This window comes from Pedobacter steynii (assembly GCF_001721645.1).
GTDB classification, from domain to species: Bacteria; Bacteroidota; Bacteroidia; order Sphingobacteriales; family Sphingobacteriaceae; genus Pedobacter; species Pedobacter steynii_A.
Genome location: NZ_CP017141.1, coordinates 5,921,864 through 5,942,573 on the forward strand (window position 1 = coordinate 5,921,864; position 20,710 = coordinate 5,942,573).

The following is a 20,710-nucleotide window of genomic DNA, read 5'->3' on the forward strand; positions in this document are numbered from 1 at the left end:
GGCAACATACCTTTTACCAATAAAATAGATTGCCGTTCAAATCATTGATGGCTAAACTGTGCCTGTGTAAGTCGGTGGTTTTAAAGTCAGGCAGTCATCAATAAACGATGCAGTTGTTGGTGTGCAGACAATTGTCAGGGTTTGCTCACCACCTTTTAATTTAAACGATGAGTCAGGAGAAAGTACTGAAATGTTCATTTTTGATAACGCCAGTTTTTTGGGCGTAAGAGCCTTTTTTTTCATTTTCCTTGAAGATTTGATTTTAAAATATCAGGTTAAATAGATAATCAATTGAATATTGACCTGGCAAATTAAATGCAAATTTCCCAAACCAACCTACAGACAAAAACCTGAATTTTCCGATACTTTTGTAAATGTGTTACCGTCAAAACATTATGAAGCTCATTATTTAAGCAATTTGAAGTTTTTATATAGTGGTGAATCATTTCCTAAGAGCAATGCTGTTCTAAGTACGTTTTTTCTAGCCACCGTAGATTGCAGTTGGATATTCACACCGATAAAACCTAAGGTGGCGCCACAAATCGCTAACTACATGTCGTTTTTTTCTGTATTCAAATTTGATTTTTTAGGTTAGTCCGCTATAGACCCTAATAATGAAGAAAATAGAATTGCATCCTACTGCTGTGTTGAGGCTACCAGCCTTCTCTTATGCTGAAAACTTAAAAACAAATTGGGACGCTTTCAAAGACGCGATAGAACACTCATCACCAGGCTTCTTTCAATTAATTAAGGATCTTACTTTTGATCAGTTGCAAGCAACGGATAAAAAAATCCAACTAACGATACAGAAGTATTTTAACCGAGCCTCTTTTCGAAGTACTCCTTATGGTAAATTTGCGGACCTAACAGTGGTGCCGTTGTCGATTAATCCTGATCTACCTATTATAGTCGAAGAGCAGCCAATACATCACACTTTCCCCGATTGGGTCACCCGTCCGAAAGAAAAGATTACTCTTGAGGATGCAGTCAGAGCTGAATCATTGATTTTTAGTAATACAAGTTTTTACCGCTTACAAAATGAGATCAGGTATATACAAAATTCGGAAGACAAGTTTGTATTGGCAGCCGTTGACTTCAATGAAATCGTATTTGATATTCTTGAAACATGTAGTTTACCGAGATCGTATGATCAACTGAAGATAATTCTAACCAAGTATGATTCCGAACTGCTGGACGCGTACCTAAGCGATATGTTGGGAACTGATCTGCTTTTTACATCTAAAGATGCCAACATAATCGGCGAAGATTTTTTTTCTCGCATCGGGGACACGCAAATAGGCCCTACCCGGCAATACATAATCTCAGAAAAAAAAGTGATTACAGGCAGTCTTGATAAACGTCTATTCAGGCATATTCCTGATCTTGTACAAAAGTTGCAGGGAATTCTTCCAGATAATAAAGTCACTAACCTAGAGGAATTCAAGACAAAGTTTGTTCAGAAGTTCGAACAAGCCGAAGTGCCTTTTTTGATTGCTTTGGACCCAGATGCAGGTATCGACTATGGAAACCTGTCTATGGCTGTTGAACAACCTAAATTTGAAAAGCTGATCCTACAGTTTGCCTCGGAAGTTGAAGAAACCGGAATTAGTAAATTCAGGCAATTCTTGTACCGCGAAATATTACAGAACATAAAGACCGGTAAAGAAATAAGGCTCGAAAATTTTTCTAATGAAAGCAAGCAATTTCAACCATTACCCAATACATTCAGCGCAATTATTAATCTTGCGGACGATACTATCTTTCTTCAATCTATGGGTGGAGCCTCGGCTACAGCTCTACTCGGTAGATTTGCCCTTGCATTACCAGAGGTGTTTAAGCACTGTCAGGAATTGGTTAGCATTGAGCAAGAGGCAAATCCATCCGTTTTGTTTTTTGACATTGGTTACACTAAAGAAGACAATATAGACAACATTAACAGAAGGCCGTCGATTTATGATCAGCAACTAAATATTCTTAATTTCAACACATCAGCATGCCCTCTTTCCATGCACGATATCCTGATTAGTGTACGGAGCGGCGAGGTAATACTGCAATCCAAGCGTTATGGTAAGCGCCTTATTCCCCGGGTTGCTTCGGCCTATAACCATAGACGTTCCGATCTGCCTGTATACCGTTTGTTGATTGATATTCAAAATCAGGGAGTCAAGACCAATTTGTTATTTAACCCTTCACAACTCATTCCAGGGCTACCTTTCTATCCCAGAGTTAAGTTTCGTAATATTGTTGTTTGTCCTGCCTCCTGGTCCCTTTCTATTGACATAATAAAGGGAATTGTGGATCTCGATGGAAAAATCCTCGCTATAAAGAATCATCTTAAATCCTTTCTTAGTGGCCAGTACTTTAAGATTGGTAGATTTGATCAGACGCTGTTTTTAAACATTAAAGATCTAGCTGATATTGAAATACTCCTTTCCATTTTGGAAAAGGATCGTAAGATTTTTCTGGAAGAAGCATATTTGCCAGGTTCTCCGTCAGTACAGAACTGTAAAGGCCAACCGTTCCTTACTCAAATTATTTTATCTCTGAGTCATAACGAAGAAATTTACCTGCCGTTAACTACGCGACAAGTTTCATTCGCTGCTATAGAGGAAAAGAGTTGGATTGCACCAGGAAAGGATTGGCTATATTTTGAAATTTACTGTAACCCGTTTCGAGCGGATTTTTTGCTCCGGACAAAGATCAAGAGTTTTCTGGCTTCAAATAAACCACAGATAAGGAATTGGTTCTTTATTCGATATGATGAAAATGGAAGCCATATCCGTTTAAGATTGCAACTTCGCAACCGTTCCTGCGGGTACCAATTGATGGAAATGCTTACGGATATACTTGAACCGGAAATTAGGGCAGGTGTCGTCGCTGACGTTAAGATAAAAACTTACAAAAGAGAGGTTCATAGATATTCAACCCGTCTTATGAGTAGGGTCGAAAAACATTTTTGCTGCGATAGCCGATTCGTCATCAATTCCAACGGTGCAGCGTTAACCGATATGAAAAAGTATCGGCTATGTATTGAAATATTAGAATCCATAAGATCAAAGGAGGTTCTAACAGCAGAAGTTTTCTACAACGTCATCACTAAAATTACAAACGCTCTTAATCAAGAACATGAAATTTCCGGCAGTGCTTTCAAAGAGCTTAATCAGAAGTACAATGTTTTTTTAACAGAACCGTTTCCGAGGCTTAACTATAAGCTGTTACAAAAATATCATTCCTTAATTAAATCGTTTATAACATTACTGGCAGATTGTGACGATTTTAACCGGGTCATCTTGATGGCTGACCTTATACATATGCATGTCAATAGAATGTTTACCTCAGATCAAAGAAAACACGAGATGGTCATATACAATCTTTATCAGACAATGCTTAAGGCCAAAGCAGCACGCGAAAGCAACTTTCTAAGGGCTTAGCAAAGTAATAGATTTTAAATCGACCTGAACCTGGCGTAAACAGCGTCTATATATGTGGAGCCGATCACTAAAACAATCGAGTTTTCCAAATTTATCTGGTTCCCCACAATTCCGGTTATATAATCCAGGTTTACAATATGCGACTTGTGAATGCGCATGAACCGGTCCGCAGGAAGAATTTCGACCATACAATTCAATGCTTTTTTTACAACCAGCGGCTTCTTTTCACCGATATGCAACTCCAGCTCCTTATCCTTTGATTTGATATAAAAAATGGATTCCAGTTTAACTTTGATAATGTTTCGCGGAGAAAGATTCACAAAAATGTACCGTTGGTCGGTTTGATGGATTAGTGAAGGTTTTGTTGTGAGCCGCTCTCTTGCCCGTTGAACCGCCTTCATGAATTTAACCGGGTCAATTGGTTTAGTAAGGAAGTCAACTGTGGATGGACCAAAGGCATCAACAGCGTAGTGGCTATAAGAAGTTACAAATATGATCAATACCCTGTCACCGAGTAGCTCAGACATTTTTAAACCATTCATGTCGGGCATATCAACATCTAAAAAAAGCAGGTCGACACTGATGATTCCCGAAACAATTTTGTTCAGAGCTGTCAGAGAGTCGGTTTCAAAGCCTATCAGGTCCAGTTCCGGAACCCGTTTCACAAGGGTAGTAACCCCATCTATACCATGTAGTTCATCATCAACTATTAACACGCGAATACTCATAATTTAATTTTAAGGGTTAAGGAATAAGTTTCCTCGTTGTCGGCGATCTCCAGGGAATAATGTTCCGGGTAGTAATAATCCAATATAGTCCGAACACTCTTTAGACCTATGCCCCTTCCTGGTAACGGAAATCCACGCTTATGATTGAACGTATGGAAGATCATAAAGCCGCTTTCTTGACGGAGACATATTTGGGCCGGTGTGTCTGGATCATTTAGTATAGCATATTTTAGAACATTGTCTGTTAGTGTCAAAAGGATTGAGGGTGGAATTTTATTTTCAATTCCTACATTTTTGAACTGGTCTATATAATCAATATGCACTCTGCTTTTCGACCTTTTCTTATGAAGTTCTATGTAATTATACACAAGATCAATTTCATCTGACAAATACACCTTTTTAATCTTCCGAAGGTCGATTAGTGTATGTCTGAGAATTGCGGAAAGCAAATCTGCTATTTGGGCGATATCCGGATTCGTAGTTTCTGACTTTACTTTTATATAATTTAAAGAACCAAAGAGATGGTGAGGGCTTAATTGCAATTGGGACATTATGCTTTCAATTCGCAGTTTTTCCTCAAGTGCTTCGGAAGCCTTGCGATTTGCGATCACTAGTTGTTTTCCTTTTATCTCGCCAACCTGGTACAGCCATATATAAAAACTTAAAATGAGGACCAGCATCAGTTGTAAAGATGTAAGAACAAGCTGATCATATAAGATTACGAATTTCCAAAAATCAGCGTGCCAAAAACCACCTATAATTATCCAGCCTCGTAGGAAGCCATATCCAATTATTAAAACTGATAGTCTTCCGACAAATGCAATGATCTTTGTCTTTGGGCTTCTGATTGGGATAAGCCAAAAGATACCTGCGTAAAAAGTAAGGGTTTGTAATACAAAGATTAGCCAGCCCTTGAAAGTAATATTTAGTCCAGCGGAAATAATAAGTAGCATTTGGGAGCCAATTATAAACATGACTCCAAAAATGTGCAGTAAAATCAATTTTAAACTTGTGGCTTTTAGATACAAAAGCAGGGTATGAATTCTAAGTTTACGGTTCATATATAGGTGTTCACACCAGAAATATGGTAGTTCACGGATTATAATTGTTAGCAAAGACTGGTCGTTTTACCTTTAGTATACCAAAGCAATCAAGCTGAGGATTTTATTCAATAGCATCATGAACAAACAAAAACAAACAAACAGGTTATTAAAAATGAGATCTCTTTATGTGTTTGCACATAGCGGTAACAATTTGATGTCAGCAGGAAAGTCTACAGAAAACACTTCCGTATTTACCGTTGCATCCAAGACAAGTACCTGCTGTCCTTAAAGATTGGTGCGAATTTTTTCGCACCTATAAACTTTATGTTGTCGAAATAATTAAAAATAACAAATATTGATAACATGAAAAATTCAGTTTTTTGCATAAAAAATACATAATTGCTTATCTCCTCGATAAGGATTGATATCGGCCCCTACTTTCACGGAATCCCTGACAAACTTGTTACTTCCCCTCGACGTCGAAATATTGGTTATAAAATAGGCAGCGACTATAAGAAGACCGATTACCCCTTTGACCTTTTCGATTCCACATTTTGCGGTTCTAACTTTCTTAAACAGATGGCTATGATTCAGAAATGTAATGCTACCGGCAAGACGATTTTTCTTACTAAGCAGGATGCTAAGGCTACCATTAAGAAAATAAAAGGCTTTTTCAGATACTTGCGAGAAAGACATAAAGCCAGGCATCGATGGGGTAAACCCTCCCAAAAAAGAACCTATTATTGTAGTCATTGCAAGGGATACCATTTGACAAGTTGGAATTTCTGTTCCGTAAAAACCGAAAAAGAAAACAAAGCAAAACATAGATTTATTGTCGAACATATCCTGTCTCTAGTAAGATAAGGACCAAAACTTTAAACCGCGCAGGACATGCCTGAGGCCTGCGCTCGATCCAGGGCATCACCCCGTAACTCATTTTAAAAATCGAAAATGAGTCACTCAGATTAAAGTCGCTTAAATAAGGTCCCTCCTCTTTGGTACAAGACTGTTTACCAATAGGAGTTTTATTATCCATTTTAATTTCAAACATTTTATCTAACACAAAAAACAACCGAATATGAACTTCAAAAAAATAGTGCCCGTATTTGCCGCTGCCATCACTCTGTCTTTGACTGCTCTTGCAGGAACTCCCGAAACAAAACATCCGTCAGCAAATAAAACACAGCAGGACGACCAGCACACGTATTTTGTAATCAGCGAGCAGACTATTGGCGGTCAGGTCTACTACAATGTAACTACCAGTAACCCTGGTTGTCCCGATGTTGGAAGTAAACCTTGCGAAGTGCTTTCCGACCAACTAGCTGACAGCAATAACCGCATTCCACAATCTGCGGTGCTGTCGGTAGAATCTACCAGGAATTAAAATATACCATGTCATCCTAAAGCGGCATTCTTATTAGAATGCCGCTTTTTTATTCGCATGCTTTATAGTGCGGATAGTCAATACATCCACTTTTCTTTTCCCTTTTTTAATCGTGAGTCCAGCCTTATTAAGGTAATATTTTAGCTTGCCGAAATCCATTGTGCCCTGCGGAATTATAACCGATAGTTTGGTTGTAACGTTAAGACCTGTTTCATCTACTAACATTATTTTATGCTGGGAATTTTCTATTCTTGAACGTAGTGCATAGTAAACGACGGAAAATGGCTGATTCTGATAATTCACGGTATTTGAATCTAACTCCTCAACCTTGCTTTCCTTGTCAAGTTGTTGATTTAAATTACCCGAACCTTTTTGTAATATCCAGCAGGGATATTCATTCTTTTGCATAAAACCCTCAATTCTTTTTATTTCGGAAAAATAGCGGTTTAAGTCGGTTTGCATGTGTTTCGTTAACCGTTCCTTTAACCCTACTGGCAGGGCAATCTCGTATGAGAAACAATTTTCATCGAACCAGCTATCGACGTCATTATTATTTCTGGGCCATTCCATTGAAACGCTGTCTGCAACGTCGATTCTTATCCTGTTTTTTTCGTAAGGGGAAACTCCAAATGCTATCTTATACAAATCAAGAATTGGTTGGTTATAGAACCTTCTAATGAACACACCGTCCATTGTATCAATCTGGGTGCTGGCACCGCGTCCAATGCCATGAATGCCCTTAAAAAAAACAGAATAGAACATTGGTTTAAGTGTGGGATGACCTTTATGAACCAGGCTGCTTTTTTTTACATCATAGCCCGAAAGCTGTAAGTCAACTTTTAAGGATAGATTTACCTTTTCACCTGCCAGGATCTTTGCTATATGTTCCCTTGTTGCATTACGACTAAAGGTGCTAGCTATTACTTTATTTTTATAGATCCAGATATGGTGGGGAACACCAGCATGCGGGAATATATTTCTCCATACAGTATCTCCGTAAGCGTTAGGTAAGGTTGTCAAACCAATGCCAGGCCTAAGTATTTTCATGGCGTTTACCCTTTTTATTATGGCCTCTTTCTTTTCCCAAGGATTTACCATTATTATTTGTATCCTATCTGCAAATTCCTGCTGTAATTGTTCCAATGCAGGTATTGCTTCTACGCAACTGGGACAACCTGTAGTCCAGAAATCTATGATCACAAGTTTATCAGAAAGCATTCCAAGAGAGAGCTTTCCTTTATAATTAATTAAATTCCGAAAAGCTAGGTCAGGAACAGTGTCCCCTACACTTAATGCCTTGATTGTGGGCTGCGCCTTTACTTTGCAAGCTATTACAATTATAAAAAATAGTATAAGCCCTTGTATCATTTTATTACTCTTCTTCATCGCTCATTTTGTTCTATACCACTTAACCTTATTTCATTGTCCGGAATTGGGAAGACATATCTTTTGTCATTCGGTGCTAGTTCATATTTTACGCCATCAATGTTGCGTATCAGTGTTTTTGCAAATCTTGGATCTTTATTTAGCCTCCTTAAGTCTTCCCAACGAAGTTGTCCCGTAAAAGGAAGTTCTTTTCTTCTTTCCTGAAGTATTTTAAATAGCAGGGTTTCGGGATCATTGATATTAAGGCTGACAAATGTTCCGGTACGGTATCTGTTTTTCAAAAGGAGGTTTAAATCGTTATTTGCCTCTTCGATTTTACCAATCCTTGCACCGGCTTCGGCGTGGATCAGCAAGATCTCATTGGTGGCAATGCCTGCAAAATTATTATTGGAAGCAGCGTAATTCCCTCTAAATTGATAGAAGCCATTCCTTGCTACAAAGAACAAGCTTCGTCTCAGGTCATTGAGCTCGTACATGTTGTATAATGTTGAGTCCACATATCCCTGTGAATTGGATTGTGCAGAAACCGTTCTGTAAAGGTTTTGCCGGGCATAGAACTGGATCTCTGGATTATTAGGATAGTTAGGAAACCTGAAGGATGATGTGGGCGATACCTGGCTACTATTGAAATCCAATAAAGCACTGAATTGCTGTAATGCTGCTGAGGAATAGCTATATGCCTGTACATAGTCTTCCATAGCCAGGTAAACCTTGGCTAACAAAGCATTTGCCGAAAATTTGGCAGGACGCATTTGGTAAGGGGTAGTTGCAGGCAGACCATCAACTGCTGATTTTAAATCCTGGACGATGCGTTCATAAGTTTGTGCTATAGTTGAACGAACTGACTTTTGATTGACATCCGAATTCTCTCTTAAAACCAGACCAGGCAGGTTAAGATGATCAGGGGAATAGGTTTGGCAATAAGTCTGGCTTAAAATATAATACATAAAGGATCGTAAAAACAAAGCTGTTGCTTTTACCCTGTCGTAATCGAAGTTGTTTGCACTGGTCCTTTCTACTTTTTTGAGACCATCAAGCACAATATTTGTGCTTTCAATAAGCACATAAGCAGTATTCCAATCCGAAGCCATATTGCCGCCATAAATATCTTTAGCCCAGATATAGGAATTCTTCAGCAACAACTCAGCTCCATTATAATTCTGATCTGTAAGGAAATAATTGTCCGTACCAGTCAGTCCTATACCGGGAAATTTATTATTTACCCAAGTATCATCATCCAATATTGCCTGAAAATCCTCCAAGGTAGTAGGTCGCACATCAGATAGTTTTGATTTTTCATCTAACCATTTATCTTCCAGATCGCATGACCCGGAAAATAGAATCCCGATCATAATTAAAAAGTGGAATAGCCGTATCTTAATTTTATTTGTTTTCATAATTCTTACATATTAAACTGTCATAAGGTAGCTTTCAAACCGAAAGAAATTGAGAATGGTATTGGCAACTGATTCGTGTAATAGCCCCCGTAAACGTCAGGGTCAAGGCCTTTATCATTTGACCTCCAAATAATACCTATATTGGTCAGGTAACTAAAAAATTGTAAACTTCGAAGCGGCAACCATCCGGATTTTATAAAATTATAACTAAGCCGAATGTCTTGGAACCGGATATGATCGCCTTTTTCTACCAATACATCAGAATATTGGTAAAAGGTATTCCGATTCACGTCTTCTGCCATTAACACAGAAGGCACAGAGCTTGTCTGCTCGTCACCAGCTTTTTGCCACCGGTTTCCAAAATCACTATTGCCACCGTAGCGCAGAATGTCACTGTAATTGAGAAATGTCGAGGACCTGCGAAAAAAATATCCGAATTTGTAGCCGATGGAAAAAGAGAGCTGGAAATCTTTGAAAGCAAAATCATTTCTCAGATTACCAAAAACGGTTGGTGTTTCCGAACCATTATAGATAAGGTTCTCGGGCTGAAACTTATTAATAATTCCAGCATAATCCTTGCTTATCTGACCGTCTATATAACCCAATGGGTCTCCATTCTCAGGATCAAGCCCGCCCCATCGGTAGCTGTAAATACTATTAATCGGTTTCCCGGTAACTCCAATTACTGCAGAAGAAATAGATGAAGTAGACAGGGGTACGTCATAGGTGAGTATCTTATTTTTAATAGTACTTAAAATTAAGGTGGTGTTCCATTTTAGTAACCTGTTCAGGTTCCTGCTCGTTAATTGTAAGTCTACCCCTATGGTCTTGGTTTCTGCCGCATTTCCGGAAAAGGAAGTAAAACCTGTTGAAGGGGCTAATTCTATTGGTTGTATAAGGTCTTGACCATTCTTGATATAATACTCCAGGCTACCTGATAATATTTGGTCTTTCAAATTAAAATCAAGTCCAAAATTTACATTCCTAACTTTTTCCCATCTTAGGTCCGGGTTAGGTGCGGTCAAGTTGGTTATCCTTGGCAGACCTGTAACGGTACTTATAAGTGAAACACCGGTCACGTAAGCAGTACCAAAATAAACATTGCCGTTATAACCATAGGTTGCCCTTAATTTCAGGTAAGGAAAAAGATCACTATGATAAAACTTTTCATTACTTAAGTTCCATCCAAATCCTGCCGACCACAAGGGCGTTATTTTTTGGTTTGTGTTAACACCAAAGATATTTGCGCCATCGCGTCGGGCACTTGCGGTGACAGAATAAAGGTTCTTGTAAGTATAGCCGATATTGCTAAAGTAGGAAATGTATCTATTGGTAATTCCATATACCGTGCCTCCAGGAGAAGGTATCCTTGAAGTACCAAAAGGATTGACAGGGAAAAATGTGGCGAAGTCAAGACCGTTATTGATCGTACCCACCTCTTTTCGATATCCGTAATAATTACTTCCATAACCTTGCGTCCTTAATTGCCTTAATTCCCAACCGAGTATAGCAGATAATTGATGACTTTCCTTTATGTTTTTATCAAAACTAAGTTGACCTCTAAGGTTATTGGCATTCCAGTCATATTGTGCTATTTCCATGACCCCGCCATTATTGGGGAAGTGATAATTTATAGTGCCGTTATCGTTCAATACAGAAAACCTGTTAATCAAATTTCTGGCATAATAGGTCTCAGGGCTATTATAATTTGTCGTTTTGACTCTTTGATGCTGATTTTGAAATAGTATTTCAGCTTTCAGGAATGATGTAATTTTATAATTAACACCAGCCCTTAAAGTTAGATCGTTGATTCGCGTACTTCTGTCACTAAGGTCAAGCTCCGTCAGTGGTTTAAAAGTCCAGTCCTTAAAACCTTTGCCTATCATTTCTTGCAGATAGTAAGGCCTGTAATCTTTTATGATTGCAAGTGGTTCGCCTTGTTCATTCGCAAACCGAGCATAAGGATAGATCCTCCCATATTGTCCCCCCATAGCATAACCTCCACTGTATGAAAATTCATTATTCAGATCTGTTTTACTGATAGTATTAATAATGCCCGCTGTTAGCTGGAGCTTTGGTGTTATCTGATAAGTATTTATCGAATTGATCGTAATTCTTGAAAAGTTATTTCTTTGCAGACTTTCTGCGTTGTTGTCATAGCCAGTGGAAAGTGCATATTTTATTTTTTCACCACCTCCACGTAGCCCAATAGAGTATTGTTGGTTTACACCTTTGCGATACATATATCGTTCATATTGCTTTCTGACATCGTTTGGTTTTAAAGCTGAAACCTGTGCATTATACTCCGTAGCATCAATATTATTATTTCTCAACTGGGATAACAATTCTACAACCGGGGAAACTGGTGTATAAGCGAAGTTATCGGCAAGGTCTGCATCAAAATACCCGTTTCTAAAAAGTTCTTCCTCGATACCGATATAATCCCTACTGTTCAAAAAATTCCGGTCGTAATTAAGATCAGGTTTATCTCTGATGCTTAAATTACTATTAAGTTCAATGGTTAATGGACTATTGTGTTTTCCCTGTTTCGTTGTAATCACTATAACGCCATTGCCTGCCCTTGCCCCCCAAATTGACGCTGCAGCAGCATCTTTCATAACAGTAATACTCTCAATGTCGTTGGGGTTTATATTAGACAGCTCTCCTTCATATGGGAAGTTGTCGATTACGATGAGTGGAGCTTTGCTCACGCCTGAGGATAAGGAAGATTGCCCTCTAATCAGTAACCCCGCATTTCTGCTTAATGGGTTGTATGGTGAAATCGTTTGAAACGATACGTCCGTATACTGTAATCCGGGCACCATTCCATTTAACCTTTCTTGAAAATTTGTAGATACTGAACGGTTTAGGATTGTACTGTCAATAAATACAAATGATCCAGTTACTCGTTCTTTGGGAATGCTCTGGTAGCCTGTGTTTACAATGCTGACTTCTTTTAATTGCGCAGGTTCCTGATTAAGTTTTACGGAAAGAATTGATTCATCATTTATAGTATGTTCAAGGTATTGATAACCCACACAAGAAAACTGGAGAACTGAACCGATGCCTGGAACTTCAATTGAAAAGTGGCCTTGTTCCTTTGTCGATGTCCGGATGTCTGTTCCTTTCACCATTACATTAACACCGAACAATGCTTTTCCTGATTCATCTAAAACTCGCCCGGTAACCGTAATCTTCTTCATACTGGTTCTGACTTTACCACCTGCCTCTTCCGTGTTGGGTTTAACAACAATGGTTTTGTCGATTATCTCATACTGTAGCGGCTGGCCTTCAAAGCATTTATCAAGCGCTTCTTTTAAACTACGGTTCTTAATGTTAAGCGTAACATTACTGGTTCCCCTGAAATGCCTGGTATTGTAAATTAACTCATACCCCGTCTGTTTATTAATTTCTGTAAGTACTTCCAACAGAGGTTTGTTTCGCGCGGACAGGGTTACACTCTGCGCGTATGTCGCGGCATGAACACTAAGGATGCTCATGAATAAAAGAAATGCAACGAAGTTTATCCGCATGATGACCTTTCTTTTTATTGCCGGGTGTAATCCTGAATACCAGGAAAGCACGCGTAGCTTTTCTTTGCTATGGTAATTACCATAGGCTGAAAAAAATTTCATACTTTTATTCGGTTTAGTTAAGTAAGATTGACTGAACTGCTGACTGGCCTTTTCATTAAGCGCCAGACTTTACCGGAAGGGCTCTGAACAGCACCTCCGGTTTTTTTATGTCTGGCATAACTAAAGACCTAAATTTTAATTTGGAAAACGGTTACTTCATACTGTTTGGGTTAGGTGAAACATCGGGTTAGTTATCTTTTAGGGTTTGATGATAAGTTTATTTCCCTGCGGAGTTTGTATCAGGGTAAATTTAATTTCCATTGCCTGAAACATTCTTAGGACTGAAGAGAGGTCTGAGTGTCGGCTGATTGTTCCGGTGATAGTGTCATCAGGTATGGCTCCCTGATATTCTACTTTTATATTGTACCATCTGGATACTTGACGCATGATTTCAGCAATTCCGGTATCCTTAAATGTCATCTTATTATTTTTCCAGGCCAGCGCCGTCTTCAGGTTCGCCTCGGCCACCTGTAAACTTTTATCTGGATGTAGCAGCGTTTGCTGCCCGGGTTTTATAGTCGCTACGGTGCCACCACCAAATACACGGACAGCGCCTTCTTCCAGCGTAGTAACTATCCTGCCTTCATCAGCATATGTATTGATATTAAAATGGGTTCCCAGGACCTTAACCAGCTGACCAGCTGATTTTACAATGAAAGGCATGTTCTTATTAGTTGTAACATCGAAGTAAGCTTCACCGGTAAGTTCAACAACGCGCTGCCTACCGGTAAATACTGCCGGATATTTAAGGGATGAGGCTGCATTAAGCATAACCTTGGTTCCATCCGGCAGTTTTACCTGGTATTGCCCCCCATTGGGCGTCTTTATTATATTGAGTTGCGTTTTGGTTTTTGTTGATGACATTGAATCTTTAATGTCATAGGTGAGGATACCCTCAGCAGCCTTCGAGATTTTTACTCCATCTATTTCTTTGATCATACCAGCTTTAATTTCTTCAAGAGCAATAACAGTCCCGTCCGATAAGGTAAGCGTGGCTTTGTTGCCTCCGGGTTGTACCTGGCTAAAAGATAGTTCGGTATCCTGTTGATCATCCCGCACATACTTTAGAAAGAAGTAGGTACCAATACTTAAGATCAGAATGATGGATGCTGCTATTTTTGCCGGCATCCATAAGCGTTGGGCAAGGCTTCTGCTGTTTTCTTTCTTTAACCTTGCCCACACCTCATCCATATGTCCTTCAACAATATGCTCATCCATATGCAGGTTACCCGATCCAAACTGCTCATACCACTTTTCCACCAGCAGCTTTTCTTCTTCGCTGCAAGTGCCTTGGCGGTACTTTTCCAATAAATGTTTTGCGTTTAGGTCTGAATTCAGCATTACTGTAAATGATTTTATAGGTTCAATTACAGCTATAGTCAGATGAAAAGTCAGGTGGGGGGTAAAAAAAATTATTTATTTAAAAGCAGGGCCACAAAAAGGAACATGCCCAGTTTTAAGCGAAGGATATGGAGCGCATTCTTTACGTGAGAGCGTACACTTTGTTCTGTAATATTTAGCTGCTCGGCGATTTCTTTATGACTTAAGTTTTCTTTCCTGCTTAGCTCAAAGACATGGCGCATCTTCGGTGGCAGGTTGTTTATTTCCGCGTCTATTATTGAACATAGCATTTTTTCCCGGACCAGGTGATCGGTATTGTCAGCATAAGTCGTGAGGAAGGACTGAAAACTATCGACGTAAATAGAAGCTGTGTTTTTGCGGGCGATCAAATTGATGATCTTATAGCGCACTGCCTTAAACAAGTAGGCATTGAGATTATCGGTGATTTCCAAAGTCTCCCGTTTTGCCCACAGACCTGAGAATATTTCCTGAACAATGTCTTTTACTTCTTCCCAATCCCTAAGCTTTCGATAGGCATGGGTAAATAAAACCCCTTTGTACCTGTTATACAGTATAGCAAAAGCCTGCTGATCCCCTTTACGCATGAGGTCCAGGAGCACGGTATCATCGGTGGCACTTATTTGGTTCATCTTTGGTTTAGTTCCGCAAGTATATAAATTTAATCATTATGTCTCGCAAAGGAAAGTGATAAAGGTGGTTATAAGCGACTTAACAAAGACGTGACATTGGCATGGCCATCGTAAAAATGTGGAATTATTAATGTGAGGGCGATAATTCTGGAAGGTTGTTATAGGCTTCAACGTTTACTGCGAATTACTGCTCAATACTATTACTTTCTAAGGATCTTAAGAAGATATCCATGCTAAAAGCGTTTACATACCTGCTTACCGGCAGTTCGCAGGAAAGAATTGCATGTGGTTTTTTTATGATATAATTTCAAGGTATTAACCAATCTGTTTTTTATGAAAAAGAAACATTTAAAACTGAACCCGCTTGATTTACAAAAAGAAACCATTGCCAGGCTGACTACTGAAATGATAACGGGAGGAGGACCGGTCACGATCATCGGTTCTTCCTGCTGGAACAGCTGCCAACCAACTTGTACACTTGATGGAACCAAAGCATCGCAATATGTTAGCAATTGCTGTGCTACAGGTTGATTAGCTGTGACCGTGTAGTAACACAATTTTTGGGAACCATTAATTTATAGCCGCACCGACTTCGGGCGGCTTTATTTATAATTACAGATACTTGAATTTTCTTGAAAAGTTTTGCCGGAAAGCGCAAAACAAATTTTTGGTTGCCGGATATACTTATTGCTATATTTGAACGAGAGCGTAATAAACGGGGGTGGCACGGCTTAGGCTGTGCCCTTCTGCTTTAAAGGGAGGTTGGGTCGAGAAAATCTTTATAAAGAGCTATCTTTAAATGTATGGCCCGAAATAAGAAACCTGAAAGATACGAGGGAGAAAGAAGGGAGCAGATTGAATGGACTATTATGATTATTATTATGATCATCATTGCGCTTGCACTGTTATCCCTACCATTTATTCCTGGTGATCCACCAAAGTGGTAAGGTGCGTCAGTGCGTTATTGAGAGAGCGTTAATTTGACAGGCATTTAATCTACAAGATCATATTTAATCGAGGTGGTAAATGATCCTCCTATTGGCCCCGGTCCTGCTATAGGCGGGAAATAATTACTTGTACCACAAAACTCAATTGCCACTTGCTTTGTTCTTCGTGGCGGTCCATAATTGGTAGGAACATCCTGCATTACGATTACTGACCGGTGAATAATTGCTGCAGCAAGAATAGCCCCCCAGGCAAAGAGCACAGTGGGCGGCAGCAATGAAAAATAGGTGTGCTGTTTGGTGCTTAGCGTAAAGTTTAAAGCAGTCCAGGCATAGAGGTCATTGGCAAGATCCTTTGCTTCTGTCAGCAAATCACCATCATCGAGAAGATACAGATCAGCTGTTTTCAAGGTTACCCCTGCAGGGGTGAATGGATACGGCATAGGCTTAAAAATTAGGTTTAAATAAAGAGGAATTTAATAAATAACCCGAATAATTTAATAATGTAATCGAAATATCATATTGGTTTTAAATAGTTAATGGATGATTTTTTGCTTAAATTTATTTTTTGTAATTGTTGTTGGACTAGACTTAACGATTTGGAAACTCTCGCTCATCCCATTAAACGAATCAGATATAACGACCGAAAAATCAGGATCATTGCCATTATCATTGCTTCATACATCGTAACCGAGTATGGTGGAAACAGCCCACTGCTTCCACGGCTGCTTACCCTGATGTATTATATCGAATTCGGCGCAACGCTAATTATCACCACCATTCTCGTAGAAACTATCTATCGTATAACTCGCTTTCTGGATATCCGGTATCCCTGGAATGAATCTTTACTTAAAAGGATATTGCTGCAGTTTTTACTTGGAATAATATTTCCAACCGTTGGTTCTTACCTATTGGCTGCATTATATTTTGGCGTTCAGGGATATGATATCATAGACTATAATTTCCACATTTATGCCCTGCCGTTTATTGCACTTTTAATTACGCTTTTCAATGTCTATTATTTTGTGCGATACTTACTGGCAGAACGCGCTTACTATAAGCGGATAGATCCGTTATTGGATAGAATGGAAGAACGAACAACACCGCTTCAACTTTCAAATGAAAATCGGGCCAATGGTATATTTATCGTGCATACGGTCAATAAAAGTTTTCCGATTGATATTGCTGATATTGCTTACTTCTTCAGGGAAGCCAACCATGTATTTTTGCGTCCGTTTGATGGTGAAGACTATCTTCTCAACCAAAGCTTAGACCAGATTGAAAAAGACCTGAATAACCGCGACTTTTTCCGGGTAGCCCGGCACATGCTCATCAGCCACAATTCGCTGAAGGATTACCGGCCGCTGAATTTCGGCAAGCTGGCTGTAACGCTAAATCCCCCATACCGGGAAGCTGTAACCGCAAGTAAACCCCTTTCCCGTAGCTTTCGTCAATGGGTTGCCAATCCCGGCGGCCTGTAGCGCCTTAATGAAGGATAATAGTCGGGTTCTCTATTCAAGCTAATGGGAAGCACCTGGCATAAATACCGCTCAGACTCCCTGCTGCCTGATTATTGTAGATGGCGCTCATGTCGGTAAATTCAGCCATTGAAAGCAGAAAATGTAAATATATCAGCGAAAAAAAATATATGCACAACGAATATATAATCTATTCAATTTTGGATTTGCGCTTTATTAGCTTTACAGTTGCGCCATTACGCCGCTGTGAACTGATATAAATTCTGGCACTTCATGTGGCAATTCGCCTGAAATCCTGTCTATTCATGCCCCTGTTTTACCATTTGGCAATATTTACGCTTACAAAATTCCTTTCCTGTTTCTACACATAGATAGATTTGGCGCAAATAATCTTAAACCAAATACATCCCATAATGGAAAGATTCACCAATAACCTCTACACCCGGATGCAAAACCAACTGCAGGATATCGCACAGTCGACGGGAGATATGTTACATCTTGCAGAACAATCTTATTATGCCGTCTTTGAGCATCTTAAGGAACTCAACACTTTTGCCAAAGAATATGATTTTAAAAATGAAGAGGAGGAGGTAAAATTCTTTAAAGAAATCAAACCTTCTTTTCTGAAAGAAGCGATTTTTTTTGATGCGCTCTTTGGCGTTGAATCCACCAAACCACCTTCAAGTCCAGAGGTGCAAAAGAACTATTACCGCGAACACATAGATCGGTTCTGCCGCTATTTTGAACAGAACCAGGAGCTCTATCTATATTATCGGCTCGATCACTCCCATCTGGACCCGGCGATGTTCGTCCGTAAGCCCGACAGGAATGTGATGATGCCCGCCTATTCCTTAGAAATCGATCCCTCCCATTCCAATGTTTACAGTTTTAAATTCGGAAAGATTCAAGCTCTTGAAGACATGGTCAGCTACATTAAGGGTAGTATAACAGCATTGGATAATGGCGGCGCCCTGCAAACAGTAAGCGACGAAAGGTTAACCTTTACTGGCACAAAGGCACAATTCCATGAAGTGATGCAGGCTTTAGAAGCTGCGGGCGTTTTTAACAATGGCAAAGCGAGTACCCGTCTAATCTATGATGTAACACAGAATGCCTGGAACATCAGGGTAAGCAATTATTATGGATACTTTCAAACGATCCGTATCCGTAAGAAAAACAGGACCCCCTTCATGGACCTTGCCAAAGAGATGCTGATCCGCAAAATGGATGACCAGGACGAGCATCCGCGTTTCCATTGATCGGTAAAAATCGATACCCAAAATTTAGCTCTCAACCGACGATCTGGCGGTGCAATGGCCAGCAGTCCCGTGTTTATATAACACACCGGACTGTTGGCCTTTTTTGTGTCCAAAAAAAATAAATTTTTGAAACGTTTCACTCTAGTATCTAAAACAGAGTTGCCCAGGTGACAATTTTGCCTTCGTAATCATCACGGTAATGGAGCCTGATGACAAATCAAGACATTATGATCAGCAACATTTCATGGGGACTTTACTTCACAGCTTTGGGGCCAATCCTGTTTCTCTATTATACCGTAGTTCTGCTTTTGTTCTTTCGCAACGAGCTACAGTCCCTGTTCGAGTCAAAGCCTTCCCGTACTCGGGCAACTCAAGCAGCCGAACTTAAAGTACATTCCAACGCCTCAGAAGGTTCTGTAATTGATGGGATGGAAACGGTAGTAAAGGATTTGCGGCAAATATTACACAATGCAGGAAAAGATGCCGACAAGCAGGAACTCCTCCAGCAGCTTAACAGCCGTCTCGCCGGTTACAATGGGTTACGGCATCCCGTATTTCAACCAGCTATAATAACGTATTTGATAAACAATGCTGAATCCGTCTGCGGGGTGAGCTTTAGCGAGCAGGAACTCGTGCGTGGATGGGAAAACTTGCCCCGCTGATTAATCAAAAGGGAATGGCACGCACCCTTAAACAGCGTACCGGATAAACTCTAAATAAAAATTGCTATGAACAAAATTTATGTAAAAACACTGGCTGTGATTATGACAGGGCTATCGTTGTTTGCTGCATGCAAGCGTTCGGAAAGTATGGAACCCGACAAATTGAATGCGACAGCCAGCGGCATGCCCACTCCTATCACAGGCAAAGAGGGCTTGAGCGTTTCCAATGGCTGGCTGAAATTCAGCAACATGAAAAGCTTTAATACTACGATGGAAATGCTCCAGGAAAAGTTCGGAACCCCCAAAAAACTTAAAGGCTGGGAAGCTGCCTACAACCGACAGGGCTATACTTCTCTTCGAAATCTGTATGAGAAGCTGGACGCCGACACATCGGAACGCAGAACAGCTCCGACTGCTGATTCACTGATCAATGCCAATAAACTTCTGGATTGTCCGGACAGCTGGTTTGCAACTGTGGTAAGTAAGGACGGCTATATCCAGATTGCAGATACTGTATATAGCTTTAAGCCGGGCAAAGAGAAAGGCGAAGCTTATGCCATTCCTGCCAGGCATGTGAAATCTATTATATCTCGCGTAGAGCCAGAGCAACTGGAAGGCACCAAAGTGCATTATACTTCATTTCTGCGTATACCTTTTCCAAGATGGGGCGAGGTTGGCGAAGAGCATACCGGTCCGCTCAGGTTGCCAATCTGCCTTTACATGGGAAGCCCAATGCCTAATTTTTGGGGACAAAGCGGAGGCGATATCTATCACGGTGATAATGGCGATCCTTTTCCGGAACACAACGGCCGCACAGTAAAATTAAATTATCACCGCTGGCGTGTTGGTTATGTATTCTACGCCTCGACCGGGGTCCGTTTGAAAATGTGGAAACATACCCGGTTCGCAGGATGGCAAAGTGTTACTTATGCCGATCAAATGACAATGGAGGCCTGCTGCAAAGGATATGCAGTAACAGCCGGGACAAGCCCATATCAATTCAATTCTTCCACATCCCCATCCTGGCCAGGCTTCACCAGGTACGCAGAAAATAATTTCGAGAAAACCCTGAAGTGGGTCGGCTCACCAATTTTCAGCGAGATCTTACTGGAGCATTTCAACTTTCATTTTAAAGTCAACTACAGGGGCAGGATTGTGGAACGTTCCATTAGGCAATAGCAAATCAGTAATGAAAATAAGTAATGTGTCCGGCCTGATGGCCGGCCGCAGCCGGGGATGTTTTGCTTAAAAAAAACTTGTGGATAAGGTGAAGCATGGTTTGGTGAAGATGGAGACAGCCGCAAGGCTCTGCAGGCCCCTGTCCATCCGGACAGGGGAACCACAGAGCATTATTGAAGAAGGCCAAAGCAGT

General features: G+C 40.2%; 18 protein-coding genes. 8 read left to right on the plus strand and 10 right to left on the minus strand.

Features of this window, described 5'->3' with window-relative positions:
* Positions 1–51: 51 nt before the first annotated feature.
* Positions 52–243, minus strand: a complete 192-nt coding sequence (locus BFS30_RS27875) for a hypothetical protein (protein ID WP_157263034.1) — start codon at positions 241–243, stop codon at positions 52–54.
* A gap of 371 nt (positions 244–614) precedes the next feature.
* Between BFS30_RS27875 and BFS30_RS24520 the strand changes: the two genes are divergently transcribed.
* Positions 615–3,431, plus strand: coding sequence for a lantibiotic dehydratase (locus BFS30_RS24520; protein WP_069381710.1), 2,817 nt, complete (start codon positions 615–617; stop codon positions 3,429–3,431).
* Positions 3,432–3,445: 14 nt separating this feature from the next.
* Here BFS30_RS24520 and BFS30_RS24525 read toward each other — a convergent pair whose 3' ends face one another.
* The 3 genes from BFS30_RS24525 to BFS30_RS24535 form a co-directional block, all read right to left on the minus strand.
* Positions 3,446–4,159, minus strand: coding sequence for a LytR/AlgR family response regulator transcription factor (locus BFS30_RS24525; RefSeq protein ID WP_069381711.1), 714 nt, complete (start codon positions 4,157–4,159; stop codon positions 3,446–3,448).
* Entirely contained in the window at positions 4,156–5,220 is a 1,065-nt protein-coding gene (locus BFS30_RS24530; RefSeq protein ID WP_069381712.1) for a histidine kinase, read from the minus strand. Before BFS30_RS24530 ends, BFS30_RS24525 begins: the two co-directional genes overlap by 4 nt.
* A gap of 354 nt (positions 5,221–5,574) precedes the next feature.
* Positions 5,575–6,045, minus strand: a complete 471-nt coding sequence (locus tag BFS30_RS24535; protein WP_069381713.1) for a hypothetical protein — start codon at positions 6,043–6,045, stop codon at positions 5,575–5,577.
* Between the two features lie 253 nt (positions 6,046–6,298).
* Between BFS30_RS24535 and BFS30_RS24545 the strand changes: the two genes are divergently transcribed.
* Complete coding sequence (locus BFS30_RS24545; protein ID WP_157263036.1) at positions 6,299–6,586, plus strand: hypothetical protein; 288 nt, start codon at positions 6,299–6,301, stop codon at positions 6,584–6,586.
* 33 nt (positions 6,587–6,619) lie between these two features.
* Here the strand turns inward: BFS30_RS24545 and BFS30_RS24550 are convergent, their stop codons facing one another.
* The 5 genes from BFS30_RS24550 to BFS30_RS24570 form a co-directional block, all read right to left on the minus strand.
* Positions 6,620–7,972: a TlpA family protein disulfide reductase gene (locus tag BFS30_RS24550; RefSeq protein WP_069381716.1), complete on the minus strand. Its 1,353-nt coding sequence runs from the start codon at positions 7,970–7,972 to the stop codon at positions 6,620–6,622.
* Positions 7,969–9,369: a RagB/SusD family nutrient uptake outer membrane protein gene (locus BFS30_RS24555; RefSeq protein WP_083252223.1), complete on the minus strand. Its 1,401-nt coding sequence runs from the start codon at positions 9,367–9,369 to the stop codon at positions 7,969–7,971. The genes BFS30_RS24550 and BFS30_RS24555 overlap by 4 nt, the downstream gene beginning before the upstream one ends.
* A 20-nt stretch (positions 9,370–9,389) precedes the next feature.
* Positions 9,390–13,004 carry a SusC/RagA family TonB-linked outer membrane protein gene (locus BFS30_RS24560; RefSeq protein WP_157263038.1) on the minus strand — a complete coding sequence of 1,205 codons (3,615 nt, stop codon included), beginning with the start codon at positions 13,002–13,004 and terminating at the stop codon, positions 9,390–9,392.
* Between the two features lie 198 nt (positions 13,005–13,202).
* Complete coding sequence (locus tag BFS30_RS24565) at positions 13,203–14,345, minus strand: FecR family protein (protein WP_069381717.1); 1,143 nt, start codon at positions 14,343–14,345, stop codon at positions 13,203–13,205.
* A gap of 71 nt (positions 14,346–14,416) precedes the next feature.
* A complete protein-coding gene (locus tag BFS30_RS24570; RefSeq protein ID WP_069381718.1) occupies positions 14,417–14,995 on the minus strand; it encodes an RNA polymerase sigma factor in 579 nt (192 codons plus the stop codon).
* A gap of 333 nt (positions 14,996–15,328) precedes the next feature.
* Here BFS30_RS24570 and BFS30_RS24575 point away from each other — a divergent pair, with 333 nt between their 5' ends.
* Together BFS30_RS24575 and BFS30_RS27880 are read left to right on the plus strand one after the other, a co-directional pair.
* Complete coding sequence (locus BFS30_RS24575) at positions 15,329–15,526, plus strand: class I lanthipeptide (RefSeq protein WP_069381719.1); 198 nt, start codon at positions 15,329–15,331, stop codon at positions 15,524–15,526.
* Positions 15,527–15,798: 272 nt separating this feature from the next.
* Positions 15,799–15,942, plus strand: a complete 144-nt coding sequence (locus BFS30_RS27880; RefSeq protein ID WP_157263040.1) for a hypothetical protein — start codon at positions 15,799–15,801, stop codon at positions 15,940–15,942.
* Between the two features lie 44 nt (positions 15,943–15,986).
* Here BFS30_RS27880 and BFS30_RS24580 read toward each other — a convergent pair whose 3' ends face one another.
* On the minus strand, positions 15,987–16,382 hold the full coding sequence (locus BFS30_RS24580) for a hypothetical protein (RefSeq protein ID WP_069381720.1): 396 nt from the start codon (positions 16,380–16,382) through the stop codon (positions 15,987–15,989).
* Positions 16,383–16,538: 156 nt separating this feature from the next.
* Here BFS30_RS24580 and BFS30_RS24585 point away from each other — a divergent pair, with 156 nt between their 5' ends.
* From BFS30_RS24585 to BFS30_RS24600, 4 genes are all read left to right on the plus strand, one after another.
* Positions 16,539–17,420, plus strand: a complete 882-nt coding sequence (locus BFS30_RS24585) for a LytTR family DNA-binding domain-containing protein (RefSeq protein ID WP_069381721.1) — start codon at positions 16,539–16,541, stop codon at positions 17,418–17,420.
* Between the two features lie 410 nt (positions 17,421–17,830).
* On the plus strand, positions 17,831–18,676 hold the full coding sequence (locus BFS30_RS24590) for an RteC domain-containing protein (protein WP_069381722.1): 846 nt from the start codon (positions 17,831–17,833) through the stop codon (positions 18,674–18,676).
* A 227-nt stretch (positions 18,677–18,903) separates the two neighbouring features.
* Complete coding sequence (locus BFS30_RS24595) at positions 18,904–19,338, plus strand: hypothetical protein (RefSeq protein ID WP_157263041.1); 435 nt, start codon at positions 18,904–18,906, stop codon at positions 19,336–19,338.
* A 66-nt stretch (positions 19,339–19,404) separates the two neighbouring features.
* The gene (locus tag BFS30_RS24600) at positions 19,405–20,517 is read left to right on the plus strand and encodes a hypothetical protein (RefSeq protein WP_069381724.1); all 1,113 of its coding nucleotides are present in this window, start codon (positions 19,405–19,407) and stop codon (positions 20,515–20,517) included.
* Positions 20,518–20,710 lie beyond the last annotated feature (193 nt).

Bases quoted from the DNA above. Each gene is read 5' to 3' on its own strand.
- BFS30_RS27875 (WP_157263034.1), bottom strand. From the start codon at position 243: ATGAAAAAAAAGGCTCTTACGCCCAAAAAACTGGCGTTATCAAAAATG.
- BFS30_RS24520 (WP_069381710.1), top strand. From the start codon at position 615: ATGAAGAAAATAGAATTGCATCCTACTGCTGTGTTGAGGCTACCAGCC.
- BFS30_RS24525 (WP_069381711.1), bottom strand. From the start codon at position 4,159: ATGAGTATTCGCGTGTTAATAGTTGATGATGAACTACATGGTATAGAT.
- BFS30_RS24530 (WP_069381712.1), bottom strand. From the start codon at position 5,220: ATGAACCGTAAACTTAGAATTCATACCCTGCTTTTGTATCTAAAAGCC.
- BFS30_RS24535 (WP_069381713.1), bottom strand. From the start codon at position 6,045: ATGTTCGACAATAAATCTATGTTTTGCTTTGTTTTCTTTTTCGGTTTT.
- BFS30_RS24550 (WP_069381716.1), bottom strand. From the start codon at position 7,972: ATGAAGAAGAGTAATAAAATGATACAAGGGCTTATACTATTTTTTATA.
- BFS30_RS24555 (WP_083252223.1), bottom strand. From the start codon at position 9,369: ATGAAAACAAATAAAATTAAGATACGGCTATTCCACTTTTTAATTATG.
- BFS30_RS24560 (WP_157263038.1), bottom strand. From the start codon at position 13,004: ATGAAATTTTTTTCAGCCTATGGTAATTACCATAGCAAAGAAAAGCTA.
- BFS30_RS24565 (WP_069381717.1), bottom strand. From the start codon at position 14,345: ATGCTGAATTCAGACCTAAACGCAAAACATTTATTGGAAAAGTACCGC.
- BFS30_RS24570 (WP_069381718.1), bottom strand. From the start codon at position 14,995: ATGAACCAAATAAGTGCCACCGATGATACCGTGCTCCTGGACCTCATG.
- BFS30_RS24575 (WP_069381719.1), top strand. From the start codon at position 15,329: ATGAAAAAGAAACATTTAAAACTGAACCCGCTTGATTTACAAAAAGAA.
- BFS30_RS27880 (WP_157263040.1), top strand. From the start codon at position 15,799: ATGGCCCGAAATAAGAAACCTGAAAGATACGAGGGAGAAAGAAGGGAG.
- BFS30_RS24580 (WP_069381720.1), bottom strand. From the start codon at position 16,382: ATGCCGTATCCATTCACCCCTGCAGGGGTAACCTTGAAAACAGCTGAT.
- BFS30_RS24590 (WP_069381722.1), top strand. From the start codon at position 17,831: ATGGAAAGATTCACCAATAACCTCTACACCCGGATGCAAAACCAACTG.
- BFS30_RS24595 (WP_157263041.1), top strand. From the start codon at position 18,904: ATGATCAGCAACATTTCATGGGGACTTTACTTCACAGCTTTGGGGCCA.
- BFS30_RS24600 (WP_069381724.1), top strand. From the start codon at position 19,405: ATGAACAAAATTTATGTAAAAACACTGGCTGTGATTATGACAGGGCTA.